Origin of the sequence: Cryobacterium sinapicolor, assembly GCF_004403465.1 — a bacterium.
Taxonomy (GTDB): domain Bacteria; phylum Actinomycetota; class Actinomycetes; order Actinomycetales; family Microbacteriaceae; genus Cryobacterium; species Cryobacterium sinapicolor.
Genome location: NZ_SOGQ01000012.1, coordinates 1 through 16,684, shown reverse-complemented (window position 1 = coordinate 16,684; position 16,684 = coordinate 1). Strand labels below are relative to the sequence as shown.

Genomic DNA, 16,684 nt, shown 5'->3' with positions numbered 1-16,684 from the left:
TTCTCTCCTTGGAAAGTATTCGAAGTGTTCGTCATCGGCCGGGCCTAGATGTCGTCGATCGAGGACGACTCAAACCGGGTGGAAATGTTGATTCCAAGCTCTTCCGCAGCACGGAACACCTCGTCATCCGTGTCGCGCAGGCTGACGGCGGTGCCGTCGCTCGACAGCACCTCGACGTTCAGGCACAGCGACTGCATTTCCTTGATCAGAACCTTGAAGCTCTCGGGGATACCCGGCTCCTGGATGTTCTCACCCTTGACGATGGCCTCGTAGACCTTCACGCGGCCGAGGATGTCATCGCTCTTGATGGTCAGGAGTTCCTGCAGGGCATAAGCGGCTCCATATGCTTCCAGCGCCCACACCTCCATCTCACCGAAACGCTGTCCGCCGAACTGCGCCTTACCACCCAGCGGCTGCTGCGTGATCATGGAGTAGGGGCCGGTGGAACGGGCGTGGATCTTGTCATCGACAAGGTGGTGGAGCTTCAGGATGTACATGTAGCCCACGGAGACCGGGTTGGGGAACGGCTCACCGGAGCGGCCGTCGAACAACTGGGTCTTACCGGTGCGGTCGATCAGGCGGTCACCGTCACGGGTCGGGGTCGTGGAGTCGAGAAGGCCCTCGATCTCGATCTCGAGCGCGCCGTCGAATACCGGGGTCGCGACCTTGGTGTTCGGAGCTGCGCTGTGCGCGGCCTCGGGCAGACGGCCGGCCCACTTGGGCTTGCCTTCCACCTGCCAGCCCTGCTTGGCGATCCAGCCCAAGTGGGTTTCCAGGACCTGGCCGAAGTTCATGCGGCCCGGGATACCCAGCGGGTTGAGGATGATGTCGACCGGGGTTCCGTCGGCGAGGAACGGCATGTCCTCGATCGGCAGGATGCGGGAGATGACACCCTTGTTGCCGTGACGGCCGGCAAGCTTGTCACCCTCGGTGATCTTGCGCTTCTGGGCGATGAAGACGGCAACGCGCTGGTTGACGCCCGAGCCGAGCTCATCGTCGCCGTCCTGCGAGTCGAAGACCTTGACGCCGATGATGGTGCCGCGCTCACCGTGGGGAACCTTCAGCGAGGTGTCGCGAACTTCGCGGCTCTTCTCGTTGAAGATGGCGCGCAGAAGGCGCTCCTCGGCGGACAGCTCGGTCTCGCCCTTGGGCGTGACCTTGCCGACGAGAATGTCGCCGGGGCGAACCTCGGCACCGATCCGGATGATGCCGCGCTCGTCGAGGTCGGCGAGCAGATCCGGCGACACGTTGGGCAGGTCGCGAGTGATCTCTTCCTTGCCCAGCTTGGTGTCGCGAGCGTCTACCTCGTACTCCTCGATGTGAATCGAGGAGAGGGTGTCGTCCTTGACCAGGTTCTGGCTCAGGATGATCGCGTCCTCGAAGTTGTACCCTTCCCACGGCATGAACGCGACGAGCAGGTTCTTGCCGAGAGCGAGCTCTCCGTTTTCGGTGGCGGGGCCGTCGGCGATGACTTCGCCGACTTCGATCCGCTCGCCGGCCTGCACGATGACGCGGTGGTTGTAGCTTGTGCCCTGGTTCGAGCGAGCGAACTTGCGCAGGTAGTGCTCCTGCGTGCCGCCCTCGTCGAGCTGGATGGTGACGACGTCGGCCGAAACCTCCATCACCACGCCGGCCTTGTCGGCGGTGAGCACGTCACCGGCGTCGATGGCTGCGAAGACCTCCATGCCGGTACCGACGAGGGGGCTCTCGCTCATCAGGAGCGGGACGGCCTGACGCTGCATGTTGGCACCCATCAGGGCGCGGTTCGCATCGTCGTGCTCGAGGAACGGGATGAGCGAGGTGGCGACGGACACCATCTGGCGAGGCGAGACGTCCATGTAGCCGATGTCTTCCGCGGGGAAGAGGTCGACCTCTCCACCCTTCTTGCGGGCGAGAACACGGGCGTCGGCGAAGTGCCAGTCCTTGGTGAGGGGTGCGTTCGCCTGGGCGACGATGAACTCGTCTTCTTCGCTGGCGGTGAGGTAGTCGATCTGGTCGTTCATGACCTTGCCATCGACGACGCGGCGGTACGGGGTCTCAATGAAACCGAAGGCGTTGATCCGCGCGAACGAGGCGAGCGAACCGATCAGGCCGATGTTCGGGCCTTCCGGGGTTTCAATGGGGCACATGCGGCCGTAGTGCGAGGGGTGAACGTCTCGCACCTCGACGCCGGCACGGTCACGGGACAGACCACCCGGGCCCAGCGCGGACAGGCGACGCTTGTGCGTCAGTCCGGCGAGCGGGTTGTTCTGGTCCATGAACTGCGACAGCTGCGAGGTACCGAAGAACTCCTTGATCGCGGCGACGACGGGGCGCACGTTGATCAGGGTCTGCGGGGTGATCGCTTCGATGTCCTGCGTGGTCATGCGCTCGCGAACGACGCGCTCCATTCGGGACAAGCCGGTGCGCACCTGGTTCTGGATGAGCTCGCCGACGGCACGGATACGACGGTTGCCGAAGTGGTCGATGTCGTCGATGTCGATGCGGATGTCGGCCGGCTTGCCGTCGCGGACCCCGGCGATCGTGGTCTGGTTGTCGTGCAGCGCAACCAGGTACTTGATCGTGGCCAGGATGTCCTTGAGCGTCAGCACGGAGTCGCCGAGGGGCGCCTCGAGGCCGAGCTTGCGGTTGATCTTGTAGCGACCGACCTTGGCCAGGTCGTAGCGCTTGGAGTTGAAGAAGAAGTTGTCGAGGAGCGCACGCGCGGCCTCGGCGGCAACCTGCTCGCCCGGACGCAGCTTGCGGTAGATGTCCTTGAGGGCTTCTTCCTTGGTGAGGATGTTGTCCTTCTCAAGGGTGAGTTCGATGGACGCGAAACCCTTGAACTCTTCGAGGATCTCTTCGCTCGTCAGGCCGAGGGCCTTGAGGAAGACGGTGACGGACTGCTTGCGCTTGCGGTCGATGCGAACGCCGACCTGGTCGCGCTTGTCGATCTCGAATTCAAGCCAGGCACCGCGGCTCGGGATGACGCGAGCGGAGTAGATGTCCTTGTCGGAGGTCTTCTCCTGCTGGCGGTCGAAGTAGACGCCCGGGGAGCGGACCAGCTGCGACACGACGACACGCTCGGTGCCGTTGATCACGAAGGTGCCCTTGGGGGTCATCAGCGGGAAGTCACCCATGAACACGGTCTGGGTCTTGATCTCACCGGTGAGGTGGTTCATGAACTCAGCGTTCACATAGAGAGGTGCGGAGTAGGTCTTACCCTTTTCCTTGCACTCGTCAATGGTGTACTTCTCCGGCTCGAGCTCCGGGTTGGTGAACGACAGCTGCATCGTTTCGCCGAGGTCCTCGATGGGTGAGATCTCTTCGAAGATCTCGTCGAGCCCGGTGCGAGTCGGCAGGTCCTGACGACCGGCCGCCTGGCCTTCTGCGACACGCTGTTTCCAGTTGTCGTTACCGACGAGCCAATCGAAGCTCTCGGTCTGCAAAGCAAGCAGATCCGGAACAGTCAGATTGTCGGTGATCTTCGCGAACGAAAGACGGCCAGCGGCACGTCCGTTCTTGGGTGAGTTGGTGGTTGCGTTGCGCGCAGCAGCCAAGGAAATAACCTCCGTGGACCCCGTCAGGTCTAGTCACTGTTAGTAAGGAATACCGAGTACGAACTCCTCAGACCCTCGAGTTCCGAAATTCCGTTGTTCTGAAATCCTGGAACGAGGTATGCGTCAAGGTGGCTTGAGCACGCAAAGCCGACCGCAATATGAAGGCAGAGTTTAGTCTGGGAGCGCAAAGATCAACTATATGCCGATTACCCGGCCATGTCCACTCAAATCTTGACGTTCCGGAAATTCTCAGGTATAACCCGGTTTTGGGCGGCTCCGATTCAGGCTGCGGAGGGCGCAGACTTGAGGGATGAGCAGGCCTGTAGCGCACCATCCGTCGATCACCCTGAAGCTGAGCGGCCACCATGCCGTCATCGAGCCGGACCGGTTCACCTCGGGCAGCTTCAACCTGATCGTGGACGGCACGCCCCAGTCGAACGTGAACGTGGACGACCCGGGCGAACTGTTCTTTGAGTACGTGCAGCGAATCGGTCACGTGATCGACCTGATCGGCGAGGTCGGCGAGCCGATCACGGCCGTGCACCTCGGCGCCGGCGCACTCACCCTTCCCCGCTATGTCGAGGCCACCCGGCCCGGATCCCGCCAGCAGGTCGTGGAGCTGGAGAGCGACCTGATCGACTTCGTGCGCGGCGAGCTGCCCTGGGACAAGCGGGCGCAGCTGCGCGTGCGGCACGGTGACGCCCGCGAGGTGCTGGCCAAGCTGCCGGCCGGACTGCACGGCGCTGTGGACCTCGTCGTCGTCGACATCTTCTCCGGCGCCCGCACCCCGGCCCACGTGACCAGCCGCGAGTTCTACGAGCTGGCCGCTCCCCTCCTGTCGCCTCGCGGCGTGCTCGTCGTGAACGTCGCCGACGGACCCGGCCTGCCGTTCGCCCGCTCGCAGGCCGCGACGCTGTCCGCCGTCTTCGGGCACGTGCTCGCCCTCGCGGAGACCCAGGTGCTCAAGGGGCGCCGGTTCGGCAACATCGTCTTCGTCGCCGCGCACACCCCCATCGACACGAGCTGGGTGTCGCGGCTGCTGGCCGGCGGGCCGCATCCGTCGAAGGTGGTCGAGGGCGCGGAGCTCACCCAGTTCATGGCGACAGCGATGGTCACGACGGATGCGACGGCCACCCCGTCGCCGCTCCCCGGCCGCACGGTGTTCCAGCTCGGCAGCTGAGCGGCGGGATAGCGACGGATGGCCACCGATCGCCCCCAATCGGGGACCGGCCCGGCCGGTCCGGGCTACTCTGGACGTGACCACGTTTCTCCCGCGGCACGTGCCGCCTTCGCCTCAGGACCACACCCTGCCCATCATCATTGGCTATGACGCCGTCACCCTGCGTGAGAAAGTCGACCTGCCCGCCGCCGAGCTGCGCCTCGAAGAACTCGGCGAGCTGCGCAGCCTTTCCGCTCTCAATGAGAAGGTCGTGCTGTTGCGGCTGACCAATCGGCTCGACGAGGCCTGGGACATGGCGAACACGGCGTTGCGCCAGTCCCGGTTCACCGGTTCGAGGGAGGAACTCGCCCTCAGTCGCATCCGTCGCGCCCAAGTGCAGCAGTTCCGGGGCAAGCTCGACGAGGCGGTGACCGAGCTGACCCACTGCGTGCTCGAGTCCGAGACGCACGAATGGGCCGGCGTGGCATCGTTCGCCCGGGAAAGTCGCGGCAAAGTGCACTTCGAACAGGGCGACCTCGACGCCGCCCTGGCCGACTTCCGGGCCTCGGTGACGCTTCGGGAACAGGCTGGCGCCACGCCTGCCCTCCTCGAAAGCGCGCTCGTCGCCGTCGCCGTGGTCGAGTCCTTCATCGCCGAACGGCGACAGGCCCTCCCCAAGCCGTAGCGTGCCGGAGCCGCGCCGGATGGCGGCCCTGTGCCTGGTGTCGCCGGGAGGCGTCGTCCGTCTGCCGACCGCCCGTCTGCCGACCGGCTGCCGGCTGTCGGCTGTCGGCTGTCGGCTACCGGCTACCGGCTACCGGCTACCGGCTACCGGCTACCGGCTACCGGCTACTTGCAAGAGTCGTCCACGGGCGGGGCTGCGCACCCGGCAGCCGGAATCCGGGGCATGCTGGAACCCAGCCGGCGAGCGCGCCGGCGCGATGGAGGTGGCACATGAACGGGCGGATGCCGACACGCAGCGGTGCGGCCGGGGTACTCGCGCTGTGTACGATCCTGCTACTCAGCGCGTGCACGGCGAACGCACCCGGGCCTTCGGCGGAGACCTCGACCCCAGCGCGGCCGGGCCCGTCCGACACTGGGGCACCTGGATCGCCCGGGCCGACCGCCACCGCCGGGGCACCGGTGCGGCCGGTCGATGACCCGGTCGTGATCGCGTCCGGACTGGACGCCCCGTGGTCCATCCTGCGCCTGCCGAACGGCGGCACCCTGATCAGCGAACGCGACACGACGCTGGTGCGCGAGCTCCTGCCCGACGGCAGCCTGCGTGACGCCGGGCAGGTCACCGAGGCAACCCCGGATGGGGAGGGCGGCCTGCTCGGCCTCGCCGCGCTGGCCGACCCGGCCGCACCGGGCGGAACCGGGTGGGTGTACGCCTACTTCACGTCCGCCGACGACAACAGGATCGCGCGGATGCCTCTCCTCGGCGCGGTCGGAAGCCACACCTTCGGCGCATCCGAACCCGTGTTCGGCGGCATCCCGAAGGCCGGGAATCACAACGGCGGCCGCCTCGGTTTCGGCCCGGACGGTCTTCTCTACGCAACGGCCGGCGATGCCGGGAATCCCGCGAACGCCCAGGACCTGGACTCCCTCGGCGGCAAGATCCTGCGGATGACACCGACCGGCGACGTGCCGGACGACAACCCGTTCGGCACTTACGTCTACTCGTACGGCCACCGCAACCCGCAGGGCATCGCCTGGGACGGGAGCGGCCGGCTCTGGGCCAGCGAGTTCGGCCAGAACACCTGGGACGAACTCAACCGCATCACCTCGGGCGGCAATTATGGCTGGCCGATCGTCGAGGGTCTGGGGCAGGACGCAGACCCCGGCTTCCTCGCCCCGGAAGAGCAGTGGCCCACGAGCGAGGCCAGCCCGAGCGGGCTCGCCATCGTTAACAACACCATCTTCATGGCGGCCCTGCGCGGCGAGAGGCTCTGGCGCATCGATCCCTCCTCAGGTGAGGTCGACGACTGGTTTGTGAACAGCTTCGGGCGGCTGCGCGATGTGGTGTCGGGGCCCGATGGCACACTCTGGTTCGTGAGCAACAATACGGACGGCCGCGGCACCCCCTACCCCGGCGACGATCGTCTCTACCAGGTGAGCGTGGCTCCCTGATGGCCGACCTCGAGCGGGTGCGGCACTGGGCGAGCGCCCTGATCACGCTGCACCTCGACCCCAGCTGGACCTTCGCGTTCGACAACGCGAAAAAGCGGGCGGGGCTCTGCAACTTCACCGTGCGCCGCATCACCGTCTCCCGCTACCTGGCGGCGCGCTACGAAGACGACGAGGTGCACCAGATCCTGCTGCACGAGGTCGCGCACGCCCTGGCCGGGCCGCGCGCCGGCCACGGGCCGAAGTGGAAGCTGATCGCCCACGACCTCGGCTACGACGGCAAAAGCACCCACGACGGCGAAATCGCCGACGAGCTGGCACCGTGGGTCGGCACCTGCCCGGCCGGGCACGTGCACTACCGCTACCGGCAACCGACCCGGGCGTTCGCCTGCGGGCTGTGCGTGCGCGGATTCGACAAGCGGTTCCTGATCCGATGGGCCCGACGCGAGATCACGGCCGCGGCACGGCGGCAGGCTGCCGCGGCGAGCGCGGGCTAGCTGGGCGCTACGGTCTCGAGAGGCTCGACCACCGATTACTCGAGCCGCAATCCGGTTAGCGTCGGCTACTCGGTGACCCGGATCTCTTTCCAGAAGGCGACGTAGTCGCTGTAGTCCTGACCGACCCGGTCGAACGAGGCCGCGGGCGGGGCCGGGTAGCTGAATGCGCGGTCTTGCAGCAGGGTTTCGCCGTCCTTGACGCCGAAGTACTGGCACTCGCCCTTCCAGGAGCAGGTGTACTGCGTGGGACTCTTCACAAGGAACTCGGCGTTCACGCTCGCCGGCGGAAAGTACCAGTTTCCCTCGATCTTGAGCAGGTCGGACTGGGGTGCTTCGGCGATGACGGTGCCGTTGAGTACTGCCTTCATGGGAGTTGTTCCTTCGGTGAGGTTCGAACGAGAGGTTCGGTCAAGGTGCCGGCCGTGTCAGGGGCAACCTCAGGCCGGGAACGCGAATTCCCGCAGTCGGGAGATTCCCGGGGAGGGAGCCGGGACATCCGTCGCCGGAACCCGGACCGCCGCAGCCTGGAGTGCCGGAGCGTCGAGACGCGCCGCCGCCTGCACCTCGGCCGCCCGTCCCGCGGCAACCAGCTCCTGGGCGGTCTCCGACGCGGTGACCAGGTGCCGCACGGCCTGCGCGAGCCCCGCGAAACCCGCGGCGGCCCCAGCGGCCTCCGGCGAGCAGTGGTCGATGCCGCGCGCGGCGAGGGCGTCGATCACGGCGCCGGCGGCGAGGAAATCCTCCACCGCGAACCGGGCGCCGCCGTCTGGTCGACGCTCACCCACCATGATCACGGCCACGGAGAACCGGTCCCCCTTCTCCGTCTGACGGGCGAGCACCCATTCCGCCACGCTCGTGCGGTTGGTGAGGTTGGCGGCGATGACCTCGTGGTCGAGCAGCGCGGTCGGGCGCACGGACTCGGCGCCGACCGACGGCAGCGCGTCGGCGAGGATGACCACGTCGGCCGCGGCGGCCAGGGCCTGGAATCCGGCCAGGCCGACGTCGAAACGGACCTGGTACTTCTGCTGGGGCGCGGCGTTGTTCACGCCCTCAGGGTAGCGGCAGCGCCACCGGGCAGCGCTAGTGGGCAGCGCCACCGGGCAGCGCTAGTGGGCAGCGCCACCGGGCAGCGCTAGTGGGCGTCGAAGCGGGCGAGGGCGTCGGCATCCGTGGCGTGGGTCATCGCACTGCGCGCGGTGTCCAGGGCGGAGATCGGATCGGCCTCCGACGTCGCCAAGCTCAGCTTTCGTTCGGCCTCGGCGAGGCGGGTGCGCGCCTCCGCGCCCACGCGTCCGGGGTGGGCGGTGATGAAATCGCGGGTCACGGTGATCTGGCTGCGCGCGGCCAGAAGGGCGCCGGTCAGCGCACCGCGGGCATTGTCGAGCCGCAGCTGGCGGTTACGGGCCTCGGAACGGATCACGTCAAGACCGTCCATCGCCGTGCGCAGCCAGGCCTGGTCGGCGGCCGGATCGCTCAGGCGCGACGGATGCCGCAGCTCGCCCACCACGCGGTCGGCCTCCGCCACGACACGGTTGAGTTCGCCGCGCGCGGCGGTCTCCTCGTGCCCGTCGCGCAGGGCGCGCACCTCGGCCAGTTCGAGATCGGCCCCATCGAGCGCACGGGCCAGGGAGGCGAACCCGACGTGCAGTTGGTCTTCGCCGAGTTCGATCGCGTCGAGGAGTGTGCCGGCGTGGTGCAGGGCCTGCTCGGCCGCAAGCAACTGCTCGCCCACCGGATCGGTGGCCTCGTGGGCGAGCCGCGCGGCCGCGGCATCCACTGCCCGGCGGGCATCGACGAGGGCCGCCTCGGCGCGGGCGACGTTGCCGCTGATCGGGGCCAGGGCGGGCGCGGCATAGGTGCGACTGAGCCGGGAGAGACTGGCGGTGCCGGCCGCCACGCGGTCGGCAACCCGGTCGAGGCGGCGCCGCAACTTCTCGAGCAGAATCGGGGCATCCCGTTCGACACCGCGCCGGGAGTCGAAATCGCGGGTCTCGGCACCGAGACGTGTGACGGCCTCGTCGGAGAGCACGATGATCTGCTCGGTCCAGCGGCGGCGCTCGCCCTCAGAGTCGGGCACGCTGTCGTCGAGCCTCTGCTGCAGCAGAAAGGCGTCGCGCACCTGCCGCCGGGAGGCGTCGAGCGCGGCCGCAAAATCGCTGGTGGCGTTCTCCCCGAACTGGGCGACCGCGAAACCGAGTTCGTCGGTGGCCGCCTCGATCAGATCATCCGCGCGCACGAGGGAGATGGCGGCAGCCCGGGTGCGCTCGACAGCCAGCGTTTGGTCGACGCGGGCGCGCGCCTGAGCTCGGCGCCGCAGCATCATCGAGATCACCACGGCGACCGCTGCCGTCCCGCCGAAAACGACGGCCGAAGGCACCCACCAGAACTCGCCAGTCATGCCTTCAGTGTACCGAACGGATGCGCACCACCCGGCGCCGAACGCGGCAGCACCTTCTCGAAAATCGCCGATCCCGCCCATAATCGCAGCAGGGACAGGTCACCTCGGCGGCTTCGACGACTCTCGCCGAAGGCGGACCTCGACCAGGCCGAGTCAGGCGCTACTCCCGGCGCATCTGGCGCCGGATCACCTCGAAGTCGTGCCGGGAGATCTCGAGCAGCCCCCGCCGCAGCTGGTACCCCCAGTCGGGGTTGCTGCGGGTGAACTCGAGAACCGACAGGAGTGGGCGGATCGAGGCGGCCACGACATCCGTCTCGTAGTCGATGTGGCGTCGCCACGGCCGGTACGAACTCGGGGCGGCGGATTCCCCCTGGTGCACGATTCCGGGGGCGATGCGCCCGATCGCGGTGAACTCGCGCAGGGACTCGCCGTCGATGTGCGTCTTCGGGGAGTAGTAGACCACCCCGTCGGACTCGCCCATCTGCTCGAGCGCCGCCCGGGCCCCGTGGCTGGCCTGAACGAGCCCCACCGCCACGGCACGCAGCACGTGTTCGCGCGAGGCAACGCCCAGCCAATATCGAATTGCCACGCTCTTAGTTGTACTGCATGCCCCGGCACCACAGACTGGGGTCATGCGTGTTCTTCTGAAAGAGATCCTCGACTGCTCCCCCGATGCCGCCTGGCGAGCTCTGCGGAGTCCCGCCGTGTTCCGCGAGGTGAGCTCACCCGTGATGAGCGTCGAATCGCTCGAGATGGATGGCTTCCCCACCATCTGGGAGCCGGGTGAGCATCCGGTCAGCCTGACCGCGCTCGGCCTGGTGCCGATGGGCGACCAGGTCATTCGACTCACCATGGCGACCACCCGGAAGGACGGGGTGCGCATCCTGCGCGACACCGGCCGCGGCGTGTCAGGGCCGCTCGCCTCGGTCACGCTCTGGGACCACCGGATGGCCGTGGCTCCCGACCCGGCCGGCACCGGGAAGACGCTCTTCCGCGACCAGCTGATCTTTCGCACCGGTGCGCTCACCCTGGCCAGCTGGCCGGTGTTCTGGTCGATCTGGCAGTGGCGGCTGCACCAGCTCAAGCGCCTCGCACCGAACTGGAGCCTCGACCTCGGCGTCGACGAGCCGGTCCGGCCAGGCGCCGCCGAGCCCCGCGAATCCGGCGTGACGTCGTGACCACCACCCTCGGCGCCCTGCAGGTGGCCGACTGGCGTCGGCGCGTGTTCGGGCTGTACGCCGGCGTGCGCCAGCTCAGCGCGCAGGACCCGGCCGCCGGCCACGAGTTGTGGCGGAGCGGCCGGGACGATCTGTTCGGCGGGCACTCCGCCTCACCGTTGATGCCCGACGACCGGGCCGGCTTCACCGGGCTGCCGGTCGCCGCCTACGACCCCGACTGGCGGTTCGAGGCCGAGGTGCACCGTGCGGAGCATCCGGTGCGCATCACGGTCGACACCGGAACCGGCGCCGGATCCGATGGGAAGGTGCCGTTCGACCTCGTCGGGACCGTGCGCTTGCCGTACCTCGGACCGATCGACCTCTGGCGGCTCTCCAGCTACGGCGGCGGCTTGTTCCTACCCCTGCGCGACGGTCTGGCGGGCAAGCCCGGCGGAACCTACGGCGGCGGCCGCTACCTGCTCGACACGGTCAAGGGCGCCGACCTGGGCTCGGGGGCCGACGACGACAGCATCATCCTCGACTTCAACTTCGCCTACAACCCGTCCTGCGCCTACGACCCGATGTGGGCCTGCCCGCTCCCCCAGGCCGGCAATACCGTGGCCGCGGAGGTGCCCGTCGGCGAACTGGCACCGGGTGAGGAGCGTCACCCCACGGCACCCGCCGGACGGGCCTTCGACCCGGAGGCTTGACAGCATCCGCTAAGATGGAAGCTTGCGAGTGCGTAGTTGCGCTTGCTGCGTCGTAGAACGCCCTCTTCTTATTGCGGCAGCCCACCCGGGCCGGCCCGATTTTTCGAATCAAACCTTCTTACGGCGAACGGATGTGCCCATTGGCACCTTCGCCATGTGAATCCTCTCAAGGCTCCGAGTTACCGCCCGTGCGGAACGGATGCCTGGGGAATCTGATGCCCGAAAGGCACCACCTTGTCAGAAACTTCCTTCAGCGCGCTTGGCGTGCCAGCCCCTCTCGTCGCCATCCTGACGGAGCAGGGCATCGACAGCCCGTTCCCGATCCAGGTGGACACGCTGCCCGACACCCTGAACGGCCGCGACGTGCTCGGCCGCGGCAAAACCGGCTCCGGCAAGACCCTCGCGTTCGCCCTGCCCATGGTGTCGCGCCTCGGCGGCAAGCTCGCCGGCGGCCGACGTCGTCCGGGCCGCCCGCTCGGCCTGATCCTCGCCCCGACCCGCGAGCTGGCCACGCAGATCACCAACGCGCTCACCCCACTGGCCGAGGCCTACGGTCTCAACACCACCACGATCTTCGGTGGCGTCTCCCAGGGCCGTCAGGTCTCCGCACTCAAGGCCGGCGTCGACATCGTCGTGGCCTGCCCCGGCCGTCTCGAGGACCTGATGAAGCAGGGCTTCATCAGCCTGGACGCCGTCGAGATCACCGTGCTCGACGAGGCCGACCACATGGCCGACCTGGGCTTCCTGCCCGTCGTCACTCGCATCATGGACAAGACGCCCAGCAGCGGCCAGCGCCTGCTGTTCTCGGCCACGCTCGACAACGGCGTGGACAAGATCGTTCGCCGCTTCCTGCACAACGAGGTGATGCATTCGGTCGACGAGGCCAACAGCCACGTTTCCGCGATGACCCACCACGTGTTCGAGATCGACGGCGTCGAATCGAAGAAGGCGCTCGTCGAGAAGCTCGCGAGCGGTTCCGGCCGCCGCATCCTCTTCATGCGCACCAAGCACCAGGCCAAAAAGCTCGCCAAGTCGCTCACCGACGCCGGGATTCCCTCCGTCGACCTGCACGGCAACCTCTCTCAGGTCGCCCGTGACCGCAACCTCGCCGCGTTCAGCGCCGGCGACGTCAAGGTGCTCGTGGCCACGGATGTCGCGGCTCGCGGCGTGCACGTCGACGACATCGAACTCGTCATCCACGTCGACCCGCCGGCCGAGCACAAGGCGTACCTGCATCGCTCGGGCCGCACCGCCCGTGCCGGCAGCGCCGGTGACGTCGTGACGCTGGTTCTCCCCGAGCAGCGCCGCGACACCGACGCGCTGCTGCGCAAGGCCGCGATCAAGGTGACCCCGCAGCGGGTGACCGCGGCCTCCCCCGCCGTGGACGCCCTTGTCGGCGACGTCGCCGCCTACGTCAAGCCGCTCCCCCGTGTGGAGCAGCCGCACGGCCAGTCCCAGGGCGGCCGCTCGCAGGGCGCCAACGCCCAGCGCAAGCGCGTCAACCGCGACGAGCGCGACTCCGGCCCCCGCGACGGCGGTGCCCGGGCCGGCGCGACCCGCGGCAACCGCGGACACCGCGGCAGCGATGCCGTGGCACCCACCGGTGGAGCGCGCCCGGAACGTTCGGGACGGCCAGCGGCATCCGGTCGCAGCCAGGGTTCGGGCAACGGTCAGGGCCGTCCGGCCCAGGGTGGACGCTCCGGCGGCCTCCAGGTCGGCGGCCTCGTGCGCGGTGCCGGTGCCTCCGGCGGCGCCCGTCGCTCGGCTCCGCGCCGCGCGCAGGGCTAGTCACCAGGCGGCATCCGCGAGTTTGTTCCACTGTGGAACGGGTCGGTCTCTGGGGAGGCCGGCCCGTTTTGCGTTGCCGGGGCAGTACCGACACGCGCCCGGCGCCCCCGTGCGGGCAGGGCCCCTTGTGGCCAACTCAGGAGAAACGTGGCGGTGACGGATGCTCCGCCCCGCTATCACGCGAAGACCCACCGTGCCGACACCGGATCTCAGGAATTAGCCACTTGTTCCCCGGCTCAACGGCGAAGTCGGCAGCAGGCGTGCAGAGCTGAAGTCGTGGGTCGCCCGGCATCCCTCGGCGGGGCGGCCACGGTCGGGGCGGCGCAGCGTCATTCGGAGCCGCGCGGCTGAGCTAGTCTCGGGTCATGGTCACCACAGCAGTCCTTCGTCCTGTCACAGAATCGGATGCCGACAGCCTCGGCCGCGTGCATGCCACCTGCTGGCACGAAACCTACGACCAGTTGCTCAGCGAGGCCGCCCTCGAACAGCTGCAGCCCGCCCGCCTAGCCGCCATGTGGCGCCGGTTCAGCGCGCAGGGACCGAACCACCGCCAGGTAGCGGCCCTCGTCGACGGCGAGATCGTCGGATTCGCCGGCAGCGGGCCGTCCCGCGACGACGACAAGCCGGCGCCGATGGAGCTCTACTTCATCTACCTGCTCGACGCCTACCACGGCACCGGCATCGGCCAGCAGCTCTTCGATGCGGTTGTCGACGACGGCCCGTCCTCCCTGTGGGTCGCCGAAGTCAACCCCCGCGCGCACTCGTTCTACAAGCGCAACGGCTACGCCCCCGACGGACACGAGCAGGATCAGGAAGTGCTCGGCGAACAACTCCACGAGGTGCGACTGGTGCGGCCACGCTCGCTGGCGCGCCGGCTGTCACTCGTCACGAACGACTAGCAGCAGCCGGCGGCCCGGCTCCCGCGGCGGCAACGCTCCCGCGTGCGTGAGGCCGGCTGCCGCGGCCAGCGGCCAGCGGCCAGCGCGTGCGCTGCCGGTCGCGCGCCGGCTCGTTAGCGCGCGTCGAGTCGCCGCCGCGGCTAGCGCAGCTGGCCGACCGAGGCGAGCGCCATCCGAAGCAGCGCTCCGCGCCCGCCCTCCATCTCGGCTGCCACCGCGTCGGAGGCAGCCTCCTTCGGGGTCATCCATGTGAGTTCGAGGGCGTCCTGGCGCGGGTCGCAGGTGCCGGTCACGGGAACGACGTAGGCCATCGAGACGGCGTGCTGGCGGTCATCCGTGAACGCGGTGATGCCCGGCATCGGGAAGTACTCGGCGACCGTGAACGGCACCGGACTGATCGGCAGCTGCGGGAAGGCCATCGGGCCGAGGTCCTTCTCGAGGTGGCGGAAGAGGGCGTCGCGCAGGGTCTCGCCGTAGAGCACGCGGCCGGACACGAGCATCCGGGTCATCTCGCCGGTCGACCGGGCGCGCAGGAGCACGCCGACTTCGACGACCTGGCCGAGGCCGTCGACGCGCACGGGCACCGCCTCGATGTAGAGAATCGGCAGTCGGCGGCGCACTTCGGCCAGCTCGATGTCGCTCAGCCAGCCCGGGTTAATATTGGGCGGCCCTGCGCCCTCGGGTCCAGGCGTCCAGTCCGGATCGGGGTCAGGGGTGCGCACGCTCATGAAACTATTCTGTCTTACCCTGCGCCCGGATGCGCCACGAGTGCCGATGTGACGGCAGAGCGGGCGCGGGCGGGGCGCTTGCGGCCACGGGGACGGGGGCGGGGACGGGGACGGGGACGGCTACAGCTACAGCTACAGCTACAGCTACAGCTACAGCTACAGCTACAGCTACAGCTACAGCTACAGCTACAGCGACAGCGACAGCGACAGCGACACTTACAGCGACAGTACGGAAACGGAAGCGCGGCCATGGCCATCACCCCGTGGGGATCGCGATAGGGTCCGCTCCCCTCGCCGGTGGACCAGCTGGTGCGGACATCCGTCGCCGCGCAGGCGTCGGTGGTCGCCGCGCAGGAGTCGGTGGTCGCCGCGATCACCGTCGCGTCCGTCGCGGAGACTCTGACTCCTGCGACCGCTGCCGGGGGCTAACTCAGGAGAAACGCGCGGACGGTTCCGACTCTCCGCAGAACTCCGCAGCGCTACGCGGAACTCTGCGCGGCCGTGGCCTCCGTTTCCGGGATCTCCTGAGTTGGCCACGGGCTGCGACGGATGCCGCCAACCATTCGGGAGTACGGCCGGCTGTGTGCGTAACTCCTGCAATTCGGCGGAGCGGCGGCCCGCTTCCCCGGAATTCGGGGCGGTCTCCGCCCTCCCACGGCAGATTGCAGGAGTTATGCACGGGTAGCGACGGACGCCGACGGATACCGCCGGCTAACGACAACTGCCGCCTCCTGTCAACCGATCCCGACGCTCCCTCGGGGAGTGGAAAGATTGATGCGTCGGCGTTTCCCGGTGTCGACCTCGAACAGAAGGACCACCATGGGCCAGAACGACAGCACCCCCACCGGCAAGGATGGCGCCGAGAGCAACAACACCGACGGCACCGAGGCCGGCGGCCGCACCCCCGGAACCCCCGTCCCGCGCGCCGAGCCCATCGACCCGGCTGCCGTGCTGTGGAGCGCGTCGGCCGCCGACCGCACCGGGCGACCGCTGCTGCTCATCCTGCACGGCTACGGTTCGCACGAGGGGGACCTCTTCTCGCTGGCGCCACATCTGCCGCTGCATCCGGTGATCGCCGCCCTGCGCGCGCCACTGCCTGCCGGACCGGGCTGGGCCTGGTTCCCGATCGGCGCCGCCGGGGCCAAGGTCAACCCGGGCTCGCCGAGCGCCGACGCCCTGGATGCGGCCGCCGGCGGAGTGCTCGACTGGCTGGACGGCCTGCCCGAGCAGCCCTCGTCCATCGGGCTGCTCGGATTCTCGCAGGGCGGTGCGATGGCGCTCCAGTTGCTGCGGCAGTCACCCGACCGATTCGCGTTCGCAGTTCAGCTGTCCGGCTTTGTGGGGCGCAGCGAGCACCCGGGTGACGAGCGCCTGCTCGAGCGACGCCTCCCAGTCTTCTGGGGCCGCGGCACGGCCGACCAGGTCATCCCGCAGGATGCCGTCGACCGCACCCAGGCCTGGCTGCCCGAGCACTCCACGCTCACCGAGCGCATCTACGAGGGTATGGGCCATTCCATCTCGCAGGCCGAACTCGGCGAGATCGTCACGTTCCTGCGCGCACAGTACGACGCCTAGTACTACAGTCGCGTTTATTTTTGGCTGTATCGGCGTTTTGATCGGATTTTTGCCCCGAATCCTGTTAATCATGACGGGTGAACGATGATATTTGGGTGGCAGAG

General features: G+C 68.3%; 16 protein-coding genes. 10 read left to right on the top strand and 6 right to left on the bottom strand.

The annotated features are described in order from the left end of the window. Nucleotides 1-44: 44 nt before the first annotated feature. Complete coding sequence (gene rpoB, locus E3T28_RS01830) at nucleotides 45-3,539, bottom strand: DNA-directed RNA polymerase subunit beta (protein ID WP_134427364.1); 3,495 nt, start codon at nucleotides 3,537-3,539, stop codon at nucleotides 45-47. Between the two features lie 310 nt (nucleotides 3,540-3,849). Between rpoB and E3T28_RS01825 the strand changes: the two genes are divergently transcribed. From E3T28_RS01825 to E3T28_RS01810, 4 genes are all read left to right on the top strand, one after another. Continuing rightward, nucleotides 3,850-4,719 (top strand): spermidine synthase, encoded by an 870-nt coding sequence (locus E3T28_RS01825; protein WP_134427361.1) that lies wholly within the window; start codon nucleotides 3,850-3,852, stop codon nucleotides 4,717-4,719. 76 nt (nucleotides 4,720-4,795) lie between these two features. Then, the gene (locus tag E3T28_RS01820; protein WP_241979124.1) at nucleotides 4,796-5,383 is read left to right on the top strand and encodes a tetratricopeptide repeat protein; all 588 of its coding nucleotides are present in this window, start codon (nucleotides 4,796-4,798) and stop codon (nucleotides 5,381-5,383) included. 281 nt (nucleotides 5,384-5,664) lie between these two features. Then, complete coding sequence (locus tag E3T28_RS01815; protein WP_134427358.1) at nucleotides 5,665-6,831, top strand: PQQ-dependent sugar dehydrogenase; 1,167 nt, start codon at nucleotides 5,665-5,667, stop codon at nucleotides 6,829-6,831. Then, nucleotides 6,831-7,325 carry a SprT-like domain-containing protein gene (locus E3T28_RS01810; RefSeq protein ID WP_134427355.1) on the top strand — a complete coding sequence of 165 codons (495 nt, stop codon included), beginning with the start codon at nucleotides 6,831-6,833 and terminating at the stop codon, nucleotides 7,323-7,325. Before E3T28_RS01815 ends, E3T28_RS01810 begins: the two co-directional genes overlap by 1 nt. Nucleotides 7,326-7,390: 65 nt before the next feature. Here E3T28_RS01810 and E3T28_RS01805 read toward each other — a convergent pair whose 3' ends face one another. From E3T28_RS01805 to E3T28_RS01790, 4 genes are all read right to left on the bottom strand, one after another. Further along, nucleotides 7,391-7,693 carry a DUF427 domain-containing protein gene (locus tag E3T28_RS01805; protein ID WP_134427352.1) on the bottom strand — a complete coding sequence of 101 codons (303 nt, stop codon included), beginning with the start codon at nucleotides 7,691-7,693 and terminating at the stop codon, nucleotides 7,391-7,393. Nucleotides 7,694-7,762: 69 nt separating this feature from the next. Beyond that, complete coding sequence (locus E3T28_RS01800) at nucleotides 7,763-8,371, bottom strand: 2-phosphosulfolactate phosphatase (protein ID WP_134427348.1); 609 nt, start codon at nucleotides 8,369-8,371, stop codon at nucleotides 7,763-7,765. A gap of 86 nt (nucleotides 8,372-8,457) precedes the next feature. After that, on the bottom strand, nucleotides 8,458-9,723 hold the full coding sequence (locus tag E3T28_RS01795; protein ID WP_134427345.1) for a hypothetical protein: 1,266 nt from the start codon (nucleotides 9,721-9,723) through the stop codon (nucleotides 8,458-8,460). A gap of 160 nt (nucleotides 9,724-9,883) precedes the next feature. Then, complete coding sequence (locus E3T28_RS01790; RefSeq protein ID WP_241979123.1) at nucleotides 9,884-10,312, bottom strand: EVE domain-containing protein; 429 nt, start codon at nucleotides 10,310-10,312, stop codon at nucleotides 9,884-9,886. Nucleotides 10,313-10,355: 43 nt separating this feature from the next. On the opposite strand from E3T28_RS01790, the gene E3T28_RS01785 reads away from it, so the two are divergent. The 4 genes from E3T28_RS01785 to E3T28_RS01770 all read left to right on the top strand — a co-directional run bounded on the left by E3T28_RS01785 (nucleotide 10,356) and on the right by E3T28_RS01770 (nucleotide 14,277). Next, a complete protein-coding gene (locus E3T28_RS01785; RefSeq protein ID WP_174776818.1) occupies nucleotides 10,356-10,901 on the top strand; it encodes a hypothetical protein in 546 nt (181 codons plus the stop codon). Further along, nucleotides 10,898-11,590, top strand: coding sequence for a DUF1684 domain-containing protein (locus E3T28_RS01780; RefSeq protein ID WP_134427339.1), 693 nt, complete (start codon nucleotides 10,898-10,900; stop codon nucleotides 11,588-11,590). Before E3T28_RS01785 ends, E3T28_RS01780 begins: the two co-directional genes overlap by 4 nt. Before the next feature lie 234 nt (nucleotides 11,591-11,824). Next, entirely contained in the window at nucleotides 11,825-13,378 is a 1,554-nt protein-coding gene (locus E3T28_RS01775) for a DEAD/DEAH box helicase (RefSeq protein WP_134427336.1), read from the top strand. Between the two features lie 365 nt (nucleotides 13,379-13,743). Beyond that, a complete protein-coding gene (locus E3T28_RS01770) occupies nucleotides 13,744-14,277 on the top strand; it encodes a GNAT family N-acetyltransferase (protein ID WP_134427333.1) in 534 nt (177 codons plus the stop codon). Nucleotides 14,278-14,417: 140 nt separating this feature from the next. On the opposite strand, the gene E3T28_RS01765 is transcribed toward E3T28_RS01770, so the two are convergent. After that, the gene (locus E3T28_RS01765; protein ID WP_134427330.1) at nucleotides 14,418-15,005 is read right to left on the bottom strand and encodes an NUDIX hydrolase family protein; all 588 of its coding nucleotides are present in this window, start codon (nucleotides 15,003-15,005) and stop codon (nucleotides 14,418-14,420) included. A 297-nt stretch (nucleotides 15,006-15,302) separates the two neighbouring features. On the opposite strand from E3T28_RS01765, the gene E3T28_RS17525 reads away from it, so the two are divergent. Both E3T28_RS17525 and E3T28_RS01760 read left to right on the top strand, forming a co-directional pair. Further along, nucleotides 15,303-15,434 carry a hypothetical protein gene (locus tag E3T28_RS17525; RefSeq protein ID WP_277613352.1) on the top strand — a complete coding sequence of 44 codons (132 nt, stop codon included), beginning with the start codon at nucleotides 15,303-15,305 and terminating at the stop codon, nucleotides 15,432-15,434. Between the two features lie 390 nt (nucleotides 15,435-15,824). Next, nucleotides 15,825-16,580, top strand: coding sequence for an alpha/beta hydrolase (locus tag E3T28_RS01760; RefSeq protein WP_134427327.1), 756 nt, complete (start codon nucleotides 15,825-15,827; stop codon nucleotides 16,578-16,580). Nucleotides 16,581-16,684 lie beyond the last annotated feature (104 nt).